The sequence below is a fragment of the Streptomyces ficellus genome (assembly GCF_030406405.1).
Classification (GTDB): Bacteria; Actinomycetota; Actinomycetes; order Streptomycetales; family Streptomycetaceae; genus Streptomyces; species Streptomyces ficellus_B.
In genome coordinates this window covers 71,865-90,849 of sequence record NZ_JAUEPL010000027.1, presented here as the reverse complement: position 1 = coordinate 90,849, position 18,985 = coordinate 71,865, and the positions used below count along the sequence as shown (strand labels likewise).

Here is an 18,985-nt window from a genome sequence, read left to right as displayed (position 1 = left end):
GCCGCGGCGGTCGCGGCCGGGGTCGCGGACGCCCGCCGCGGAACGGCCGAGCTGGGCGAGGCGTGGCGCGAGGCGACGTCGGCGGCCCGCGCCGCCCTGGCCCAGCCCAGGCTCGGCCCGGTCGCGCAGTGGTCGTCCATCGGCCCGTACCGGCTGCTCACCGCGCTGACCGACGGCCCGGCCGACGACCCGGCGGTGCGGCCGCTGCTCACCCCGGCGCACGCGGAACTGGCCCGTACCGCCGAGGTGTTCCTCGACTGCGCCGGCCAGGCGGGCCGTACCGCCGCCGCTCTGGGCATCCACCGCCAGACGCTCTACTACCGCCTGTCCCGGGTGGAACAGCTGACCGGCCTGGACCTCGACGACGGGGAGGGCCGCCTGCTGCTCCACATGGCCCTCAAGGCGCACCACCTCTGACGGTGACCGAGGCTCGGACGGTGACCGAGGCGCACCCCTGAGGGGGCGGCCCGCGAGCAGTTGTTGAAAACCATAACCATTTGCTACGGTCGGCGCACCCCAATCGACCTCCCCTGCCCGGAAGGGTGCCCCCGTGCGCCGCCTGACTGCCCGTCTCCTCCCCGTCACCGCCCTGGCCTCCGCCTCCGTCCTGCTCACCGGGTGCTTCGCCGGCACTCCGCAGAGCGCGGCGGACGGCGGGAAGCGCATACGCGTGGCGATGATGAACCCGCCGCGCTCGGGCCTCTCCCCCCTCACCGACGACGCCTTCAAGCTGTCGCGCTGGTCCACCGCCGAGACCCTCGTCACCCTCGACGCCGAGGGCGACGCCGTCCCCGCGCTCGCCACCGCCTGGCAGCAGCAGGGCAAGACCTGGACGTTCACCCTGCGCGACGGCGTCACCTTCCACGACGGCACCGAGCTCACCGCCCAGGCCGTCGAGCGCTCCCTCACCCGCGCCGCCACCGCCTCCCCCAAGCCCCGCATCCTCGACGGCGTCGACCTCACCGTGAAGGCCTCGGGCAACACGGTCACCGTGACCACCGCCACCGAGGACCCGCTCGTCCCGCAGCGGCTCAGCTCGCCGCAGCTGTCGATCCTGGCGGCCAGGGCGTACCGGGGGAAGACCGTCGACCCGGTCGGCGCAGGCACCGGCCCCTTCCGGCTCACGAAGGTCAACGGCACCTCCTCCGCCTCCCTGGACCGCTACGACGGCTACTGGGGCAAGAAGGCCAAGGCCCCGGGCATCGACGTGACGTTCGTCCCGGACGGCACGGCGCGGGCCGCCGCCCTGCGCAGCGGTGAGGCCGACATCGTGGAGGCCATCCCGGTCTCCCAGGCCGCGCTGCTCGACCAGGACCTGATCACCGAGGTCCCGATGCCGCGCACCAACACCCTGTACCTCCACACCGAGAAGGGCGTCTTCACCGACCCGAAGCTGCGCGCGGCGGCCCGCGCGGCGATCGACGCCCCCGCGATCGTCAAGGGCGTGTACGAGGGCCGCGCAGACACCGCCCGCGGCCTGCTCGGCCCCGCCCTGCCCTGGGCGAACGGCCTGCGTACGCCGCTGAAGCGGACCGCCCCGGGCAAGCCGGGCGGCGCCGCGATCACCATCGGCACCTTCACCGACCGGGCCGAGCTGCCCGAGGTGGCCCAGACGCTCCAGCAGCAGCTCCAGAAGGCCGGGTTCACGGTGAAGCTGGAGGTGCGCGAGTACGCCAACATCGAGTCCGACGCGCTCTCCGGCGCCTTCGACGCGTTCATCCTGTCCCGGGCGACGATCCTCGACTCCGGCGACCCCGCCGCGTACCTCTACAGCGACTTCGCCTCCCAGGGCTCCTTCAACATCTCCCAGCTCGCCGACCCCGCCGTCGACAAGGCGCTGGACAAGGCCGCGGCGACACCGACCGGCGACGCCCGCCGCAAGGCCGTGATCGCGGCCGAGGCCGCCGTGCTGGCCACCGACGCCGCCGTGCCGATGCTGCACGAGCGCGTCATCCAGGGCGACGCGGCCGGCGTCGTGGGCGCCGCGCACGACCCGCGCGAGCGGCTGCTCGTCACCGCCGACACCCAGGTCAAGTGAGCGCCGCCGGATGAAAGCGGGGTTCATACGGGCGGCCGGACTGGCGGCCGTCCTCGCGGTCGTGGGACTGCTGCCCTGGCTCTCCGGCAGGGACCCGGCGCTCACCGTCCTGCGGGCCCGCTCGGCCGAACAGGAGGCCACGCCCGAGGCACTGGCCGCCATCCGGGCCGATCTCGGTCTCGACGCCGGTCCCCTCACCCTGCTCCGGGACTGGGCCGCCGGCCTGGTCCGCGGCGACCTGGGCACCTCGTGGGTGTCCGGCACGGACGTCGGGCCGTCCGTGGTCGTGGGGCTCCAGGTGTCGCTGGGCCTGATGGGCGCCGCGCTCGCCGTCGCGCTGCTGGTCGCGGCCGCCCTGGTGGTCCCCGTCCTGGTACGCGGCCGCTCCCGGAAGCGGGGAGGCTCCGGCGCGCTCGCCGCGATGCTCGCCTCGCTGCCGGAGTTCCTGCTGGCCACCGTGGCGCTCCTCGTGTGCGGGGTGTGGCTGGCCGTGCTGCCCACCTCCGGCTGGCAGGGCCCCGCCCATCTGGTGCTGCCCGCCGTCGCCCTCGGCGTCCCCGCCGGCGGCCTGCTCGGACAACTCGTCGCCGACGCGCTGCCCGCCGTACTCGACGAGCGGTGGGGCGAGCTGTGGCGCGGCTCCGGAGTGAGCGGGGCGCGGGTCGCCGCGGCCGCCCTGAAGCGCGTCCTACCGCCGCTGGTACCGCAGTTCGGGATGGTCCTCGTGGGCCTGACGGGCGGCGCGGTCGCCGTCGAGACGGTCTTCGCGGTGCCCGGTATCGGCCGTACGGCGCTGGGCGCGGCCAAGTCCCAGGACCTTCCGCTGCTCCAGGGCGCGGTACTGGCGCTGCTCGCGCTGGGCCTGGCGACGGGCGTGCTCGCCGCGCTGGTACGGCGCCGGCTGCTGGGCCCCGGCCTGCGCGACGCCGGGCTGACGCTGCCGGCGCCCCGGCCCATGCGCGTCGGCCCGCTGCTGCCGGTGACGCTGGCCGCCGTGCTGCTCACGGTGATCGGCTGGGGGCTGCTGCGCGATCCGTACGCGGTGGACACGACGGTCCGCCTCGCCGCGCCGTCCCTGGCGCACCCGCTGGGCACCGACGGCCTCGGACGGGACGTCCTGGCGCGGCTGGGGCACGGCGCGGCGGCGACGGTCGGCACGGCCGCCGCGGTGTGCCTGCTCAGCTTCCTGCTGGCGCTCGTGCTGGGGTTCGTACCGAGCGTCGCCTCCGGCACGTCGGACATCGCCAACAGCCTGCCGCCCGTGATCGTCGGCATCCTGGTCGCGGCGGTCCTCGGCCCCGGCACCGGCGGTGCGGCGCTCGCCGTGGCCCTGATCTCCTGGCCGCCGCTCGCCGCCCACGCCGCGGCGCTGGTGCAGGAGGTACGGGCCTCCGGCTTCCTGCTGGCCCAGAAGGCGATCGGCGCCGGGCCCGGCTGGATCCTCACCCGGCACGTCCTGCCCTCGGTCGCCGGCCCGGTGGCCCGGCACGCGGTGCTGCGGCTGCCCGGCATCGCCCTCGCGCTCGCCTCGCTCGGCTTCCTCGGCCTGGGCGCCCAGCCGCCCGCACCCGAGTGGGGGCTGCTCCTGGACGAATCCCGCGCCTATGTTGAGCGGGCCCCGTGGGCGGCGCTGGCCCCGGCGTGCGCCCTCGCCATGATGGCCGCGCTGGCGGTGTCCCTGGCGGCGTACGCCCAGGCCCGGACCACCGGTCCCGCCCGTCCCAGCCGCGCCGGCGCCCGGCTCCCGGAGGCGGTGACCCGTGCGCTGTGATCCCCTGCTGTCCGTACGCGACCTGCGCGTCGCGTTCGGCGCCGCCGAGGCCGTACGGGGGCTGTCGTTCGACGTCCGGGAGGGCGAGGTGTTCGCCCTGGTCGGCGAGTCCGGGGCCGGCAAGTCCCTGACCGCCCGGTCGCTCCTGGGCATGGCACCACGCGAGGCGACGATCCGCGGCAGCGTCCGCCTGCGCCCCGCCACGCGGGCGGGGGCGGGGGCGGGTGACGGCGAACGAGCGCCGGCCACCGCGCCCGGCGGTATCCGGCCTCCCGGTGCCACCTGCCCCGGCGCCACCTCCGCCGGCGCCATCGAGCTCGTCGGCGCCAAGCCGTCCGTACTGGCACCCCTGTGGGGCCGCCGGATCGCCTTCGTACCGCAGGATTCGCTGTCCGCGCTGTCACCCGTGCACCCGGTCGGTGACCAGCTGGCCGCCGCCGTCCGGTCCGTCCAGGGCCTTTCCCGGCGGCACGCGCGCGTGAAGGCGGCCGAGGCGCTGGAACGGGTCGGGATTCCGGCGGCCCGGGCACGGGCGTATCCGCACGAGTTCTCCGGCGGGATGCGCCAGCGGGCCGTCATCGCCATGGCGATGGTCAACGAACCCGACCTGGTCGTCGCCGACGAGCCCACCACCGCCCTCGACCCCGAGATGCGGGAGCAGGCGCTCCGGCTGCTGGGCGAGCAGCGGGAGGCGACCGGCGCGGCCCTCGTCCTGGTCACCCACGACCTGGAGGCCGTCCGCGACCACGCCGACCGCGTACTGGTGGTCTACGCCGGGCGGCACGTCGAATCCGGCCCCGTGAGGCGGGTCTTCGCGCACCCCCGCGCCCCGTACACCGCGGGCCTCCTGGCCTCCCTGCCGCCCGACGAGCCCGTGCCCGGCCGGGGCCGCCGGCTGCCCGCGATGGGCCGGACGCCCTGCGCGCCCGACCGGGGCGACGAGGCGGCAGGCGGCTGCCCGTTCGCGCCGCGCTGCCCGCTCTCCGACGCCCGCTGCCGCGCCGAGCGGCCCGAACCCCAGCCCGTGGACGGCCGGGACGTCTCGTGCCACCACTGGTCCCGGCTGCCCGAGTCCCCCGCCGATGTGTTCCTGGAGAAGGCGTGAACCCCAGCCCGCCGCTGCTCGACGTGCGTGAGCTGGTCGTACGGTACGGAGCGGCCGTCGCCGTCGACCGGGTCTCCTTCACCCTCCGCGCCGGTGAGACCCTCGCCCTGACCGGCCCTTCTGGGTGCGGCAAGTCCTCCACCGCGGCGGCCGTGCTGCGACTGCGCCGCCCGGCCGGCGGCGAGGTGTGGTTCGAGGGCCGGGAGCTGACCCGGCTCGGCGAGCGCGAACTGCGCCCGCTGCGCCCGGCGATGCAGCCGGTCTTCCAGGACCCGTACGGCTCGCTGAGCCCCCGGCAGCGCATCCGCGCCGCGATCGCCGAACCGCTGCGCGTACAGGGCCGCTGGGACGCGGTGACCGGCCCGGCCAGGGTCGCCGAACTGCTGGAGACGGTCGGGCTGGACCCGGCGCACGGCGACCGGCTGCCGCACGAGCTGTCCGGCGGCCAGTGCCAGCGCGCCGGGATCGCCCGCGCCCTGGCCAGCGACCCGCGCCTGCTGGTCCTGGACGAGCCGGTCTCCGCCCTCGACCCTTCCGTACGCGCCGGGATCCTCAACCTCCTCGCCGGGCTCCAGGAGCGCAGGGGGCTGGGCTACCTGTTCATCTCCCATGACATGGCGCTGGTGCGGCACTTCGCCGACCGGACCGCCGAGATGCGGGCCGGACGGATCGAACGGATCGTATGAGCCCGCTCGCGCGGCTGCTGATCGGCAGCCAGCTCGCGTTCAACGTGGGCTTCTTCGCCGTACTGCCCTACCTGGCCGACCACTTGAGCGGCACGCTCGGCCTGGGCGGCTGGCTCGTCGGCCTGGTGCTGGGCCTGCGGACGTTCAGCCAGCAGGGCCTGTTCGTGGTCGGCGGGGCGCTCACCGACCGGTTCGGGCCGCGCCCGGTGGTGCTGGCCGGCTGCGCGCTGCGGGTGGCGGGCTTCGGCTGGCTCGCCTTCGCGGACGCGGTGGGGGCGGTGGTCGGCGCGGTTTTGCTGGTGGGGTTCGCCGCCGCGCTGTTCTCGCCGGCCGTGGAGTCGGAGATCGCGCGCGAGGCGGTACGGCTGGAGCGGGCGACCGGCCTGCCGCGCACCCGGGTGCTGGCCCGGTTCTCGGCGGGCGGCCAGGCGGGTGCGCTGACCGGCCCGGTGCTCGGGGCGCTGCTGCTCCAGGGGCACTTCCCGGTGGCCTGCCTGGTGGGCGCCGCGGTCTTCACGCTGGTCCTGGCCGGGCACGCCCGCCTGATGCCGCGCCGGCCGGGGACGCGGGCGGGGCTCGCGGTGCGCCCCGGCGGCGCGCCCGCGGTACGGGAGATGCTGCGCCACCGCCCCTTCCTGGCGCTGACCTTCGCGTACGCCACGTACCTGCTGGCCTACAACCAGCTGTACCTGGCCCTGCCCGCCGAACTGGACCGGGCGACGGGCTCCCAGGCGGCGCTCGGCTGGCTGTTCGCCCTGTCGTCGGCGCTGGTGGTGGCCGGGCAGCTGCCGCTGGAGCGCTGGGTGGGGGCCCGGCTGTCGTGGCGTACGTCGGTCCGGGCCGGCCTGCTGGTGATCGCCGCGTCGTTCGCGGTGGCGGGCGCCCTGCGGCCGGTCGGCGGGGTGTGGCCGTCGGTGGCGTTCGTGGTCCTGCTGTCGGTGGGCCAGATGCTGGTGACGCCCGCCGTGCGCGCCTGGCTGCCGGACCTGGTGGACGAGCGGCGGCTGGGGCTCTACACCGGGGCGCTGTCCTCGCTGTCGGGGCTGGTGGTGCTGGCCGCGGGCGCCCCGGCGGGTGCGCTGGTGGAGTCCGGCGGCGGGTGGCTCTGGGCGGCGCTGGCGGCCGTCCCCCTGCTGGGGCTCGCCGTGGTGCCGGGCTCCCCTCGGGCATCGGCCCCGGTGGGCTGAGCCTCGCGGACGCGCTGGGCGTAGCGGAGAAACGACGCACCCGGCGCCGAAGAAGTCTCCGGGCGCCGGGTGCGTCGTACGCGTACGGCGGTGGCCGCCGGCCGTCAGACCAGGTTCACCGAGCGGGCCGACGTCGCGCCGACCTCCTCCGCGAGCTCCGTGAGGACCTGCTGCGGGACCGTGTCGTCCACGGTGAGGACCGCGAGGGCCTCGCCGCCCTCCTCCGCGCGGGCGACCTGCATGCCCGCGATGTTCAGGCCGGCCTCGCCGAGGATGCGGCCGAGGGTGCCGACGACACCGGGACGGTCCTCGTACCGCAGGACGACCATGTGGTCGGCCAGGGCCAGGTCCACGTCGTAGTCACCGACGGCGACGATCTTCTGGAGGTGCTTGGGGCCGGCCAGCGTGCCGGAGACCGCCACCTCCTCGCCGCCCGACAGGGTGCCGCGCACGGTGACCACGTTGCGGTGGTCCGGGGACTCCGAGCTGGTCGTCAGGCGGACCTCGACGCCCCGCTCCTGCGCGAACAGCGGCGCGTTGACGTAACTGACCGTCTCGTCCACGACGTCCTCGAAGACGCCCTTGAGCGCGGACAGTTCGAGCACCTTGACGTCGTGCTGGGTGATCTCGCCGTACACCTCGACATCCAGCCGGACCGCGACCTCGCCCGCCAGCGCGGTGAAGATCCGGCCCAGGCGCTCCGCGAGCGGCAGACCCGGCTTGACGTCCTCGGCGATCACGCCGCCCTGGACGTTGACCGCGTCGGGGACCAGCTCACCGGCGAGGGCGAGCCGCACGGAGCGGGCGACCGCGATACCGGCCTTCTCCTGCGCCTCGTCCGTGGAGGCACCCAGGTGCGGGGTGCAGACGACCTGGTCGAGCTCGAACAGCGGGGAGTCCGTGCAGGGCTCCTTGGCGTACACGTCGAGGCCCGCGCCCGCGACCCGGCCCTCCTTGAGCGCCGAGTACAGCGCGGCCTCGTCCACGATCCCGCCGCGCGCGGCGTTGACGATCCGCACGGTCGGCTTCACCTTGTGCAGGGCCTCGTCGCCGATCAGGCCGAGCGTCTCGGGGGTCTTCGGCAGGTGGACGGTGATGAAGTCGGAGACCTCCAGCAGCTCGTCCAGCGTCAGCAGCTTGACGCCCATCTGCGCGGCGCGGGCCGGCTGCACATAGGGGTCGTAGGCGACGATCTTCATGCCGAAGGCCGACATGCGCTGGGCGACCAGCACACCGATGCGGCCGAGGCCGACGACGCCGAGGGTCTTCTCGCTGAGCTCGACGCCCGTGTACTTGCTGCGCTTCCACTCGCCGTTCTTGAGGGCGGTGTTGGCCTGCGGGATGTTGCGTGCGATGGCGACGAGCAGACCGCACGCCAGCTCGGCGGCGGTGACGATGTTGGACGTCGGCGCGTTGACCACCATCACACCGGCCTTGGTGGCGGCCGATACGTCGACGTTGTCGAGGCCGACGCCGGCGCGGGCGACGACCTTCAGCTTGTTCGCGGCGGCGATCGCCTCGGCGTCGACCTTGGTGGCGGAGCGCACCAGGATGGCGTCCACGTCCGCGATGGCGGGCAGCAGTTCGGCCCGGTCGGCGCCGTTGCAGTGCCGGATCTCGAAGTCCGGGCCCAGCGCGTCGACGGTGGCGGGCGACAGCTCTTCAGCGATCAGTACGACCGGCTTTTTCGGGGGGTGCGAGCTCACGAGGGTCCTCACAAGTCCAGTGCGGACGGCCGTCCCGACGGCCGCAGGCGGTGGAGGGGCTTTCCGCGTGGAAGACGCACGACGCTGTGGGCCTGACGCGTATGTGTTGAGAAGTGTAGTGGTGGCGCGTGGCGTCTTTTCCGCCGCGGCGGAAGGATCACCCATCCGTGGTTGGACAACGAGTCCAATGAAGACGGGCGGGCCCGGACGCCCTGTCCGGACCCGCCGCCATGAGGCTTACGCCTCGTCGTTGTCGACCCAGCTCATGAGCTTGCGCAGCTCCTTGCCGGTGGTCTCCAGCAGGTGGTTCTCGTCCTGCGTCTTGTACTCGTTGTACTTCTTCAGACCGCCGTGGTATTCGTCCATCCAGTTCTTGGCGAACGTGCCGTCCTGGATCTCGGCGAGGACCTTCTTCATCTCGGCCTTGGTCTGGTCGGTGATGATGCGCGGGCCGGTGACGTAGTCGCCCCACTCGGCGGTCTCGGAGACCGACCAGCGCATCTTCTCCAGGCCGCCCTCGTACATCAGGTCCACGATCAGCTTCAGCTCGTGGAGGCACTCGAAGTACGCGATCTCCGGCTGGTAGCCCGCCTCGACCAGGGTCTCGAAGCCGGCCTTCACCAGAGCGGACGTTCCGCCGCACAGCACGGCCTGCTCACCGAACAGGTCCGTCTCGGTCTCCTCGGTGAAGGTCGTCTTGATGACGCCCGCGCGGGTGCCGCCGATGGCCTTGGCGTACGAGAGGGCCAGCGCGAAGGCGTTGCCGGTGGCGTCCTGCTCGACGGCCGCGATCGCCGGGACGCCGCGCCCCTCCTCGTACTGGCGGCGGACCAGGTGGCCGGGGCCCTTGGGGGCGACCAGGGCGACGTCGACGCCGGCCGGGGCCTTGATGAAGCCGAAGCGGACGTTGAAGCCGTGGGCGAAGAACAGCGCGTCGCCGTCCTTCAGGTTCGGGGCGATGGACTCCTCGTAGACCTGGGCCTGGATGGGGTCCGGGATCAGGATCATGATGACGTCGGCCTCGGCGGCGGCCTCGGAGGGGGTGACGACGCGCAGGCCCTGCTCCTCGGCCTTCGCCTTGGACGTGGAGCCCTCGTGCAGACCGACGCGGACGTCGACACCCGAGTCACGGAGCGACAGCGCGTGGGCGTGGCCCTGGCTGCCGTAGCCGATCACCGCGACCTTGCGGCCCTGGATGATGGACAGGTCGGCGTCGTCGTCGTAGAACAGCTCGGCCACTGGGTTTCTCCTTGGTGTGCTGATGTTGCGTCCCACCGTACGGCGGGGAGGGATGACAAAGTCGAGGGGTCTTACTACGCGGGACGGTTACGCGGACCGGTCCAGGGCCCGCAGGCTGCGGTCGGTGATGGACCGCGAACCACGCCCTATGGCGATCGTGCCGGACTGGACCAGTTCCTTGATGCCGAACTGCTCCAGCATCTTCAGCATCGCGTCCAGCTTGTCACTCGAACCGGTGGCCTCGATGGTGACCGCCTCGGGCGAGACGTCCACGGTCTTGGCGCGGAACAGCTGGACGATCTCGACGATCTGGGAGCGGGTCTCGTTGTCGGCGCGGACCTTCACCAGGACCAGCTCGCGCTGGATCGCGGCGCTGGGCTCCAGTTCGACGATCTTCAGGACGTTGACCAGCTTGTTGAGCTGCTTGGTCACCTGCTCCAGCGGCAGGTCCGCGACATTGACCACGATGGTGATGCGGGAGATGTCGGGGTGCTCGGTGACACCGACGGCGAGTGAGTCGATGTTGAAGCCGCGGCGGGAGAACAGGGCGGCGATCCTGGCGAGGATGCCGGGCGTGTTCTCCACCAGGACGGAGAGCGTGTGCTTGGACATGTTCTTGACTCAGCTCTCTCTCAGTCGTCTTCGTTGTCGCCGAAGTCGGGGCGGACACCGCGCGCGGCCATGACCTCGTCGTTGGAGGTGCCGGCGGCGACCATCGGCCACACCATGGCGTCCTCGTGGACGATGAAGTCGATGACGACCGGGCGGTCGTTGATGGCGTTGGCCTCGGCGATGACCTTGTCCAGGTCCTCCGGGCGCTCACAGCGCATCGCGACACAGCCCATGGCCTCGGACAGCTTGACGAAGTCCGGGACGCGGGTGCCGGCGCTGGGCTGCTTGCCGTCCGCCTCCGGGCCGGAGTGCAGCACGGTGTTGGAGTAGCGCTGGTTGTAGAAGAGGGTCTGCCACTGGCGGACCATTCCGAGGGCGCCGTTGTTGATGATGGCGACCTTGATGGGGATGTTGTTCAGCGCGCAGGTGACCAGTTCCTGGTTGGTCATCTGGAAGCAGCCGTCGCCGTCGATCGCCCAGACCGTGCGGTCCGGCATGCCGGCCTTGGCGCCCATGGCGGCCGGGACGGCGTAGCCCATGGTTCCGGCGCCACCGGAGTTGAGCCAGGTGGCGGGCTTCTCGTAGTCGATGAAGTGGGCGGCCCACATCTGGTGCTGGCCGACGCCGGCCGCGTAGATGGTGCCCTCGGGGGCGAGCTGCCCGATGCGCTGGATGACCTGCTGCGGCGCGAGGCTGCCGTCCTCGGGCTGCTCGAAGCCGAGCGGGTAGGTGTCGCGCCAGCGGCTGAGGTCCTTCCACCAGGCGCTGTAGTCGCCGGTGTTGCCCTCGGTGTGCTCCGCCTGGACGGCCTGGACCAGGTCGGCGATGACCTCGCGGGCGTCACCGACGATCGGCACGTCGGCCGTGCGGTTCTTGCCGATCTCGGCCGGGTCGATGTCCGCGTGGACGATCTTCGCGAAGGGCGCGAAGCTGTCGAGCTTGCCCGTGACGCGGTCGTCGAAGCGGGCGCCGAGGGCGACGATCAGGTCGGCCTTCTGGAGCGCCGTGACGGCCGTGACGGCACCGTGCATGCCGGGCATGCCGACGTGCAGCGGGTGGCTGTCGGGGAACGCGCCCAGCGCCATCAGGGTGGTGGTGACGGGGGCCTGGGTCAGCTCGGCGAGGACCTTCAGCTCGGCGGTGGCGCCGGCCTTCAGGACGCCGCCGCCGACGTACAGGACGGGGCGCTTGGCCTGGGTGATGAGCTTGGCGGCCTCGCGGATCTGCTTGGCGTGCGGCTTGGTCACCGGGCGGTAGCCGGGCAGGTCCAGCTGCGGCGGCCAGCTGAAGGTGGTACGGGCCTGGAGGGCGTCCTTGGCGATGTCGACCAGGACCGGGCCGGGGCGGCCGGTGGAGGCGATGTGGAACGCCTCGGCGATCGTCTTGGGGATGTCCTCGGCCTTGGTGACCAGGAAGTTGTGCTTGGTGATCGGCATGGTGATGCCGCAGATGTCCGCCTCCTGGAAGGCGTCCGTGCCGATGGCCTTGGAGGCGACCTGGCCGGTGATCGCGACCAGCGGGACGGAGTCCATGTGCGCGTCGGCGATCGGGGTGACCAGGTTGGTGGCGCCCGGCCCGGAGGTGGCCATGCAGACGCCGACCTTGCCGGTCGCCTGGGCGTAGCCGGTCGCGGCGTGGCCCGCGCCCTGCTCGTGGCGGACGAGGACGTGACGGACCCGGGTGGAGTCCATCATCGGGTCGTACGCGGGGAGGATGGCGCCGCCGGGGATGCCGAATACCGTGTCGGCGCCCACTTCCTCGAGAGAGCGGATGAGGGACTGCGCACCCGTGACGTGCTCAACGGTGGCGGAGGGCTGTCCGCCGTTACGGGCCCGCGGCTGCGGATGGTGGGCCCCGGTGGCCTGCTCGGTCATCGGCATTCTCTTCTCGAAGCTGAGGGTTTTTGCGAAGGTTTAGCGGGTTTGGCAGGTGCCAGTGCAACAAAAAACCCCTCGTGCCGTGAGGCAAGCGAGGGGAGCGCGCCGGTGTGGGTCCGCAGGGCCATGAACAGGCCGTGCTCAGCCGACGCGCTTTCCAAGTACGAGAATTCGGGTGCGCATGGCATTGACCCTCCCCCCGGCGCACCACCAGTGTCAAGTGGGTGGGACACGCGTCTCATTATGTGGGCGCAGCGCGTGGTGTGCGCGCATGGCAGGGAGGGCGCCTCCGGTGAGCACCGGCAGGGCGGCGCGGCTGGGGAGCGCGTACTCGCCCCGGGCCAGAGCGCGGCGCAGCCGGTACTCGTCGAGGGGTCCGGAGAAGGCCATTCCCTGCCCATGGGTGCACCCCATCGCGCGTAGCGCCAGGACCTGCTCCGGTGCGTCGACGCCGTCGGCCACGGACTGCATGCCGAGGTCGCAGGCGATGCGGAGCAGCCCACTGGTGATCTTGTGGAGCCGGGCCGATTCGACGACGCCCTCGACCAGGCCCCTGTCCAGTTTCAGTATGTCCACCGGGAGCCGCCGCAGGGCGTTGATCGCGGCATATCCGCTGCCGAATCCGTCGAGCGCGATGCGTACGCCGAGTCTGCGCAGGGTCGTCAGCCGCTGCTCCAGCTCGTCGAAGGAGATCCGGGGGTCGCTGTCGGCCAGCTCGATGATCAGGGCGCCGGAGGGCAGTTCGTACTTGGTCAGCAGCGCTTCGATGATGCCGTGCGGCAGGGACTTGTCCACCAGCTTGCGCGCCGGGAAGCGGACCGAGACGGGCACCTGGTGGCCGAGCGCGGCGCGTTCGGCGGCCTGCTCCACGGCGTCCTGGAGGAGCCGGTGGCCGAGCTCGGAGGCGCGTTCGGTGTCTTCCGCGACCCGGAGGAATTCGGCCGGGGTGAACAGGATGCCCTGGGTGGAGCGCCATCGCGCCTGGGCGGCGACCGCCGCGATACGGCCGGTGGTGAGGTCCACCACGGGCTGGTGCAGGAGCGTGAACTCGCCGTCCTTGAGGGCGGTGCGCAGCCGGGTGGCCTGTTCCGTGCGGCGTACGACGTCGGCCTGCATCTGGGGCGCGTACAGCTCGACGCGGTTCTTGCCGCCGGCCTTGGCGCGGTACATGGCGAGGTCGGCGTTGCGCAGGAGGTCGCCGGCGCTGATGCCGGGCTCGGCGAAGGCGACACCGATGGAGGCGGCGACCCGGACGTCCTGGCCTTCGACGCGGTACGGCTGGGAGAGCGTGAGCCGCAGCCGGTCGGCGATCTCGTGGACCCGCGACTCGCGGGCGGAGTGGTCGCGGCCGCCGTCGCCCAGGATGAGGGCGGCGAACTCGTCGCCGCCGAGCCGGGCGGCGGTGTCCCCCGCCCGTACGGAGTCCTGGAGCCGGCGGGCGGCCTGGATCAGCAGCTCGTCGCCGGCCTGGTGGCCGAGCCGGTCATTGACGCCCTTGAAGCCGTCCAGGTCGATGAAGAGCACGGCGGTGCCCGCGTCACCGGCCCGGCGCCCGCTGAGCGCCTGCCGGACGCGCCGGGTGAACAGGGCGCGGTTGGGCAGGTCGGTGAGCGGGTCGTGTTCGGCGTTGTGCTGGAGCTGGGCTTGTAGACGGACCCGTTCGGTGACGTCCCGGCTGTTGAAGATCAGGCCGCCCTGGTGCCGGTTGACGGTGGACTCGACATTGAGCCACTCGCCGGTGCCGGACTTGAATCGGCACTCGATGCGGGTCGTGGGCTCCTCCGTGGGGGAGGCGGCCAGGAACCGCCGTACCTCGTGGACGACGCCGCCGAGGTCGTCGGGGTGGATGAGGGAGGCCAGCTCGGAGCCGATGAGCTCGTCGGCGTCCCGCCCGTACACGCCGGAGGCGGCCGGGCTGACGTAGCGGAGCACCCCGTTGGGCGCGGCGATCATGATGACGTCGCTGGAGCCCTGCACCAGGGACCTGAAGTGGTTCTCCTTCTGGGCCAGTTCATGCGTGAGGGCGATGTTGTCCAGAAGCATGATGCCCTGCCGTACGACCAGGGCGAGCACGACCGTACAACCGGTGAGGACGACGACCCGGTCCACCCTGCGGTCCTCGATGACGTTGTAGAGGATGCCCAGCGTGCACACGGCGGCCGCGAGATACGGCGTGAGTGCGGCGAGCGATCCCGCGATGGGACGGCTGGAGTGGTGGCGGGGGCCGCGCGGCGGGGCGGGGCTCTCCGGCACGCGGCTGCCCCAGGGGGCGTAGGCCAGGAGCAGCGAGCCGGCGAACCAGCCGGCGTCGAGGAGCTGGCCGGACTGGTAGTGCTCGCGCAGCAGCGGCGAGGTGAACAGGGCGTCGCACAGGACCGTCAGGGCGAGTGCGGCGATGGCCGTGTGGACGGCCGACCGGTTGGCCTGCGAGCGCCGGAAGTGCAGCGCGAGCACCATGCTCACCAGCACGATGTCCAGCAGCGGGTAGGCGAGCGAGAGCGCGGCCCGGGTGACGCTCTCACCGTCGAAGTGGGCGGTGTGCGCGAGGGCGAGGCTCCACGACAGGGTGAGCAGCGAGCCGCCGATCAGCCAGGAGTCCAGCGCCAGGCAGATCCATCCGGCCCTGGTGACCGGCCGCTTGGCGAGGACCAGCAGTCCGACGATGGCGGGCGGCGCGAAGAGCAGGAAGAACAGGTCGGCGATGGAGGGGTTCGGCACCTCCCGGTCGAGCACGACCTCGTACCAGCCCCAGACGGTGTTCCCGGCGGCCGCCATCGCGGAGGAGAAGGCGAACAGCAGCCAGGCGGGGCGGAAACGGCTGCCACGCGTGCGTGCGTAGACGAAGCACGAGACGGAGGCGATCAGGGCGGCGGCGCTGAGGCCGAAGTCGCCCATGATCAAGGCCGCTTTCTCGGAGCCCCAGCCCACGGCGGCCCCGGCGGCATAGCCTCCGCAGAGCGCGGCGAGGACCAGCTGGCACACCAGGCCGCCGGTCCCGCCGTCCCCTTCACGGCCGATGCCGCCGCTCGTGCCCTCGCTCGTGGATCCGCTCGTGCCGTCGCTCATCGATCCGCCGGGGACGGGCGGTCGCTCGATGAGGACTCCGGGGGCGCTCACCGGAGCTCCCCGGTGCGCTCCTCGGGGTGGCGCGGACGCCGCGACGTCCGCCGGAACGCGTCCGTAAGCCGCTGCCGGCTGCCCCGTCGCGTCGCATCGTTGTCCCATCGACCGTGCATCGCCCGTCGCCCCCCTCGGATTCTGATTGGCAATCACGTCGCTCCCCTGCGCCGGTCCGTGCTCGACGCGTCCCCCCAGATCGGGACGATACACCAGTCTCGTCACTCTCGGACAGGGCCCATCTACGGACCGTGACGATCATCAGGGTTATGGGTACGGAGAGCGGCGGAATCACTCCACAGAGTGGCTAGCCCGTGGTCAGAACGACGTTCCGCATCGGCTCCCCCCGGGTGAATCGGGTGATCTGTTCGGCGATGAGCCGCTTCGCGCGGGGCAGGAAGGCGGAGGTGGAGCCGCCGACGTGGGGGCTGATCAGGACGCCGCGGGCGTGCCAGAGGGGGTGGCCCGGGGGCAGTGGCTCCGGGTCGGTGACGTCGAGGGCCGCGGTGATCCGGCCGGTCTCGGTCTCGGCGAGCAGCGCCTTGGTGTCCACGACGGGGCCGCGCGCGACGTTCACCAGCAGGGCGCCGTCCTTCATCCGGGACAGGAACGCGGCGTCGGCGAGGTGGTGGGTGTCGGGCGTCAGGGGCGTGGACAGGATGACGACGTCCGCCTGGGGGAGGAGAGCGGGCAGCTCGCCGAGCGCCTGTACGGGCCCGCGCTCGGTGGTGCGCGGGGAGCGCGCGACGCGCGCCACCCGCGCGCACTCAAAGGGCGCGAGCCGGTCCTCGATGGCGGCGCCGATCGACCCGTACCCCACGATCAGTACGGACCTGTCGGCGAGCGCCGGATAGAAACCGGCCCGCCACTCCTCCTTGTCCTGCCCGCGCACGAAGCCGGGGATGCCGCGCAGGGAGGCGAGGATCAGCGCGAGGGTCAGCTCGGCGGTGCTGGCCTCGTGGACCCCCTTGGCGTTGCACAGCGCCACACCGGGTGGCAGCGATCCGAGCCCGGGGGTCACATGGTCGGTCCCCGCCGAGAGGGTCTGGACGACGCGTACGGAGGTCATGGCGGCCATCGGGCGCACCGCGATCTCCGTGCCCTTCATGTAGGGCACGACATAGAAGGCGCAGTCGGCCGGGTCGGCCGGGAAGTCGGGGCCGCCGTCCCAGAAGTGGTAGGTCAGGCCGGAGTCGGCGGAGTCGGGGAGCCCGTCTATCTCCTCGGCCGCAATGGGGAGCCACACGTCAGCAGTCATGGTCAGGAGGTTAGTTTGGGTTGCGGCACAAGGAGGGGTACGGGGAGTTGGAGCGCAGGACGATCGGGGCGACGGCGCTCGAAGTAGGTGCTGTCGGCCTCGGCTGCATGCCCATGAGCTGGGCCTACAGCGCCTCGCAGCAACGCGGCGACCGCTCGTTGCGCACCGTGCACGCCGCGCTCGACGCCGGGGTGACGCTGCTCGACACGGCCGACATGTACGGGCCGTTCACCAATGAGCTGCTGCTGGGGCGGGTGCTCAAGGAGCGGCGGGCCGAGGCCTTCGTGTCGACGAAGTGCGGGCTGCTCGTCGGGGAGCAGCACATCGTGGCCAATGGGCGGCCCGGCTATGTGCGCCGGGCGTGCGACGCCTCACTGCGCCGGCTCCAGACGGATGTCATCGACCTGTACCAGCTGCACCGCGCCGATCCCGAGGTACCGGTGGAGGAGACCTGGGGCGCGATGGCGGAGCTGGTGACCGCCGGGAAGGTGCGGGCGCTCGGTCTGTGCGCGATGGCGGTCCGGTCGCCGCGCCGTGGCGGGGCCGGGGCGTTGGGGGCGGATCTGGCGGATCTGTATGACGGAACGATTCGGCAGCTGGAGCGGGTGCAGCAGGTCTTCCCGGTGAGCGCGGTGCAGGCCGAGCTGTCGGTGTGGTCGCCGGAGGCGCTGCGGCGGCTGCTGCCCTGGTGCGAGTCGCGCGGCGTGGGGTTCCTGGCGGCCATGCCCCTGGGCAACGGCTTCCTGACCGGGACGCTGACGCCGGGCGGCGGGTTCGAGCCGGAGGACCTGCGGGCCCGGCACCCCCGGTTCACGGCCGAGATGATGGCGGCCAACCAGCCCATCGTGGTGGGGCTGCGGCGGGTGGCGCGGCGGCACGGCGGTGAGGCGGCCGGGGTGACGCCCGCGCAGGTGGCCCTGGCCTGGGTACTGGCGCGGGGACGGCACGTGGTTCCGGTGCCCGGGACGAAGCACGAGCGGTGGGCGGTGGAGAACGCGCGGGCGGCGGGGCTGCGGCTGACGGCCGAGGACCTGGCGGAGATCGCGGCGCTGCCGCCGGCCCGGGGGTCGTGGGACTGATTGCCCGCCCCGGCGGCCCGAGCGGTGTATCAAGAGCGGTGTACCAACAGTGGACCCGCAGCTCACGCCGCCGTTCGAAGGGATCGGAACTGTGCAACGTCCTCGTGTGACGGCCGTGTTGGCCGCTGCCGCGCTGGTTCTCGTGGCCGGGTGCTCGTCGGACGGGGGCGCTCGCCCCGCGGACGGCAGGAGCGCCGGGTCCTCGCCGCCCGCGTCCGCCCCGCAGGGGGCGCCCTCGGTGTCCGCGCCGCCCGCGAAGGGATCGGTGCGGGTGGTGTCCACGCTCACCGAGGGGCTGAACTCGCCGTGGGGCCTGGCCGCCCTGCCGGACGGCGATCTGCTGGTCTCCTCGCGCGACGAGGGGACGATCACCCGGGTCGACGGGGAGAGCGGCGCCAAGACGGTGATCGGCTCGGTGCCGGGGGTGGCTCCGGCGGGCGAGGGCGGCCTGATGGGCCTGGCGCTCTCCCCCTCGTACGCCTCGGACCACCTGGTGTACGCGTACTTCACCACCGAGTCGGACAACCGCGTCGCCCGCATGCTGTACGACGAGAAGAAGCCGGCCGGGCAGCAGCTGGGGGCGCCCGACACGGTGCTGCGCGGCATCCCCAAGGGCACCGTCCACAACGGCGGGCGTATCGCCTTCGGCCCGGACAAGATGCTGTACGCGGGCACGGGCGAGACCGGTGAGACCGGCCTGTCGCAGGACAAGGACTCCCTCGGCGGCAAGATCCTGCGGATGACCCCGGACGGGCAGCCCGCGCCCGGCAATCCCTCCGCCGACTCCGTCGTCTACTCGTACGGGCACCGCAATGTGCAGGGCCTGGCCTGGGACTCCCAGCAGCGCCTGTGGGCGGCGGAGTTCGGGCAGAACACCTGGGACGAGCTGAACCTGATCGAGCCCGGCAAGAACTACGGATGGCCGGAGGTGGAGGGCAAGGGCGGCGGGTCCGCCTTCGTCGACCCGGTCGCCCAGTGGTCGACGGCCGAGGCGTCACCGAGCGGCATCGCCTACGCGGAGGGCTCGATCTGGATGGCGGGCCTCCGGGGCGAGCGGCTGTGGCGCATCCCCCTGGCCGGGGCGGAGCCTTCGGCCGAGCCCCAGGCGTTCCTGGAGGAGCGATACGGCCGGCTGCGCACGGTCCTGGCGGCGGGCGGGAACAAGCTCTGGCTGGTGACCAACGAAACGGACACCCGGGGCACACCGGAACCGGGCGACGACAGGATTCTCCGGCTGGAGGTGAGGTGAGGCCGGGCGCACACTCCGCTCGCGCCGGGCACACCGTGGTCGCGGGACGCCCCGGGCGTAC

Annotated in this window: 14 protein-coding genes; 8 read left to right on the top strand and 6 right to left on the bottom strand. The window is 72.7% G+C overall.

What is annotated here, in order from left to right:
• The 6 genes from QWM81_RS18610 to QWM81_RS18585 all read left to right on the top strand — a co-directional run.
• Positions 1-417 (top strand): PucR family transcriptional regulator (locus tag QWM81_RS18610; RefSeq protein ID WP_290113193.1); only part of this gene is annotated, 417 nt, incomplete at its 5' end.
• Positions 418-550: 133 nt separating this feature from the next.
• Positions 551-2,038 carry an ABC transporter substrate-binding protein gene (locus QWM81_RS18605; protein WP_290113192.1) on the top strand — a complete coding sequence of 496 codons (1,488 nt, stop codon included), beginning with the start codon at positions 551-553 and terminating at the stop codon, positions 2,036-2,038.
• Between the two features lie 10 nt (positions 2,039-2,048).
• A complete protein-coding gene (locus tag QWM81_RS18600; RefSeq protein WP_290113191.1) occupies positions 2,049-3,809 on the top strand; it encodes an ABC transporter permease subunit in 1,761 nt (586 codons plus the stop codon).
• Positions 3,799-4,914 carry an ABC transporter ATP-binding protein gene (locus QWM81_RS18595; RefSeq protein ID WP_290113190.1) on the top strand — a complete coding sequence of 372 codons (1,116 nt, stop codon included), beginning with the start codon at positions 3,799-3,801 and terminating at the stop codon, positions 4,912-4,914. The genes QWM81_RS18600 and QWM81_RS18595 overlap by 11 nt, the downstream gene beginning before the upstream one ends.
• Positions 4,911-5,600 (top strand): ATP-binding cassette domain-containing protein, encoded by a 690-nt coding sequence (locus QWM81_RS18590; RefSeq protein ID WP_290113189.1) that lies wholly within the window; start codon positions 4,911-4,913, stop codon positions 5,598-5,600. The genes QWM81_RS18595 and QWM81_RS18590 overlap by 4 nt, the downstream gene beginning before the upstream one ends.
• The gene (locus QWM81_RS18585; protein ID WP_290113188.1) at positions 5,597-6,787 is read left to right on the top strand and encodes an MFS transporter; all 1,191 of its coding nucleotides are present in this window, start codon (positions 5,597-5,599) and stop codon (positions 6,785-6,787) included. The genes QWM81_RS18590 and QWM81_RS18585 overlap by 4 nt, the downstream gene beginning before the upstream one ends.
• Positions 6,788-6,891: 104 nt before the next feature.
• Here QWM81_RS18585 and serA read toward each other — a convergent pair whose 3' ends face one another.
• The 6 genes from serA to QWM81_RS18555 form a co-directional block, all read right to left on the bottom strand.
• Entirely contained in the window at positions 6,892-8,493 is a 1,602-nt protein-coding gene (serA, locus tag QWM81_RS18580) for a phosphoglycerate dehydrogenase (RefSeq protein ID WP_290113187.1), read from the bottom strand.
• Positions 8,494-8,730: 237 nt separating this feature from the next.
• On the bottom strand, positions 8,731-9,732 hold the full coding sequence (gene ilvC / locus QWM81_RS18575; RefSeq protein WP_290113186.1) for a ketol-acid reductoisomerase: 1,002 nt from the start codon (positions 9,730-9,732) through the stop codon (positions 8,731-8,733).
• Between the two features lie 87 nt (positions 9,733-9,819).
• On the bottom strand, positions 9,820-10,344 hold the full coding sequence (gene ilvN, locus QWM81_RS18570) for an acetolactate synthase small subunit (RefSeq protein WP_290113185.1): 525 nt from the start codon (positions 10,342-10,344) through the stop codon (positions 9,820-9,822).
• A 20-nt stretch (positions 10,345-10,364) separates the two neighbouring features.
• Entirely contained in the window at positions 10,365-12,224 is a 1,860-nt protein-coding gene (locus tag QWM81_RS18565) for an acetolactate synthase large subunit (RefSeq protein WP_290113184.1), read from the bottom strand.
• A 213-nt stretch (positions 12,225-12,437) separates the two neighbouring features.
• Positions 12,438-15,338, bottom strand: coding sequence for a putative bifunctional diguanylate cyclase/phosphodiesterase (locus tag QWM81_RS18560; RefSeq protein WP_435372394.1), 2,901 nt, complete (start codon positions 15,336-15,338; stop codon positions 12,438-12,440).
• A gap of 307 nt (positions 15,339-15,645) precedes the next feature.
• Complete coding sequence (locus tag QWM81_RS18555; protein ID WP_290113183.1) at positions 15,646-16,596, bottom strand: 2-hydroxyacid dehydrogenase; 951 nt, start codon at positions 16,594-16,596, stop codon at positions 15,646-15,648.
• Positions 16,597-16,643: 47 nt separating this feature from the next.
• On the opposite strand from QWM81_RS18555, the gene QWM81_RS18550 reads away from it, so the two are divergent.
• Positions 16,644-17,675 (top strand): aldo/keto reductase, encoded by a 1,032-nt coding sequence (locus QWM81_RS18550; RefSeq protein WP_290113199.1) that lies wholly within the window; start codon positions 16,644-16,646, stop codon positions 17,673-17,675.
• 106 nt (positions 17,676-17,781) lie between these two features.
• Positions 17,782-18,924, top strand: a complete 1,143-nt coding sequence (locus QWM81_RS18545) for a PQQ-dependent sugar dehydrogenase (protein ID WP_290113182.1) — start codon at positions 17,782-17,784, stop codon at positions 18,922-18,924.
• Positions 18,925-18,985 lie beyond the last annotated feature (61 nt).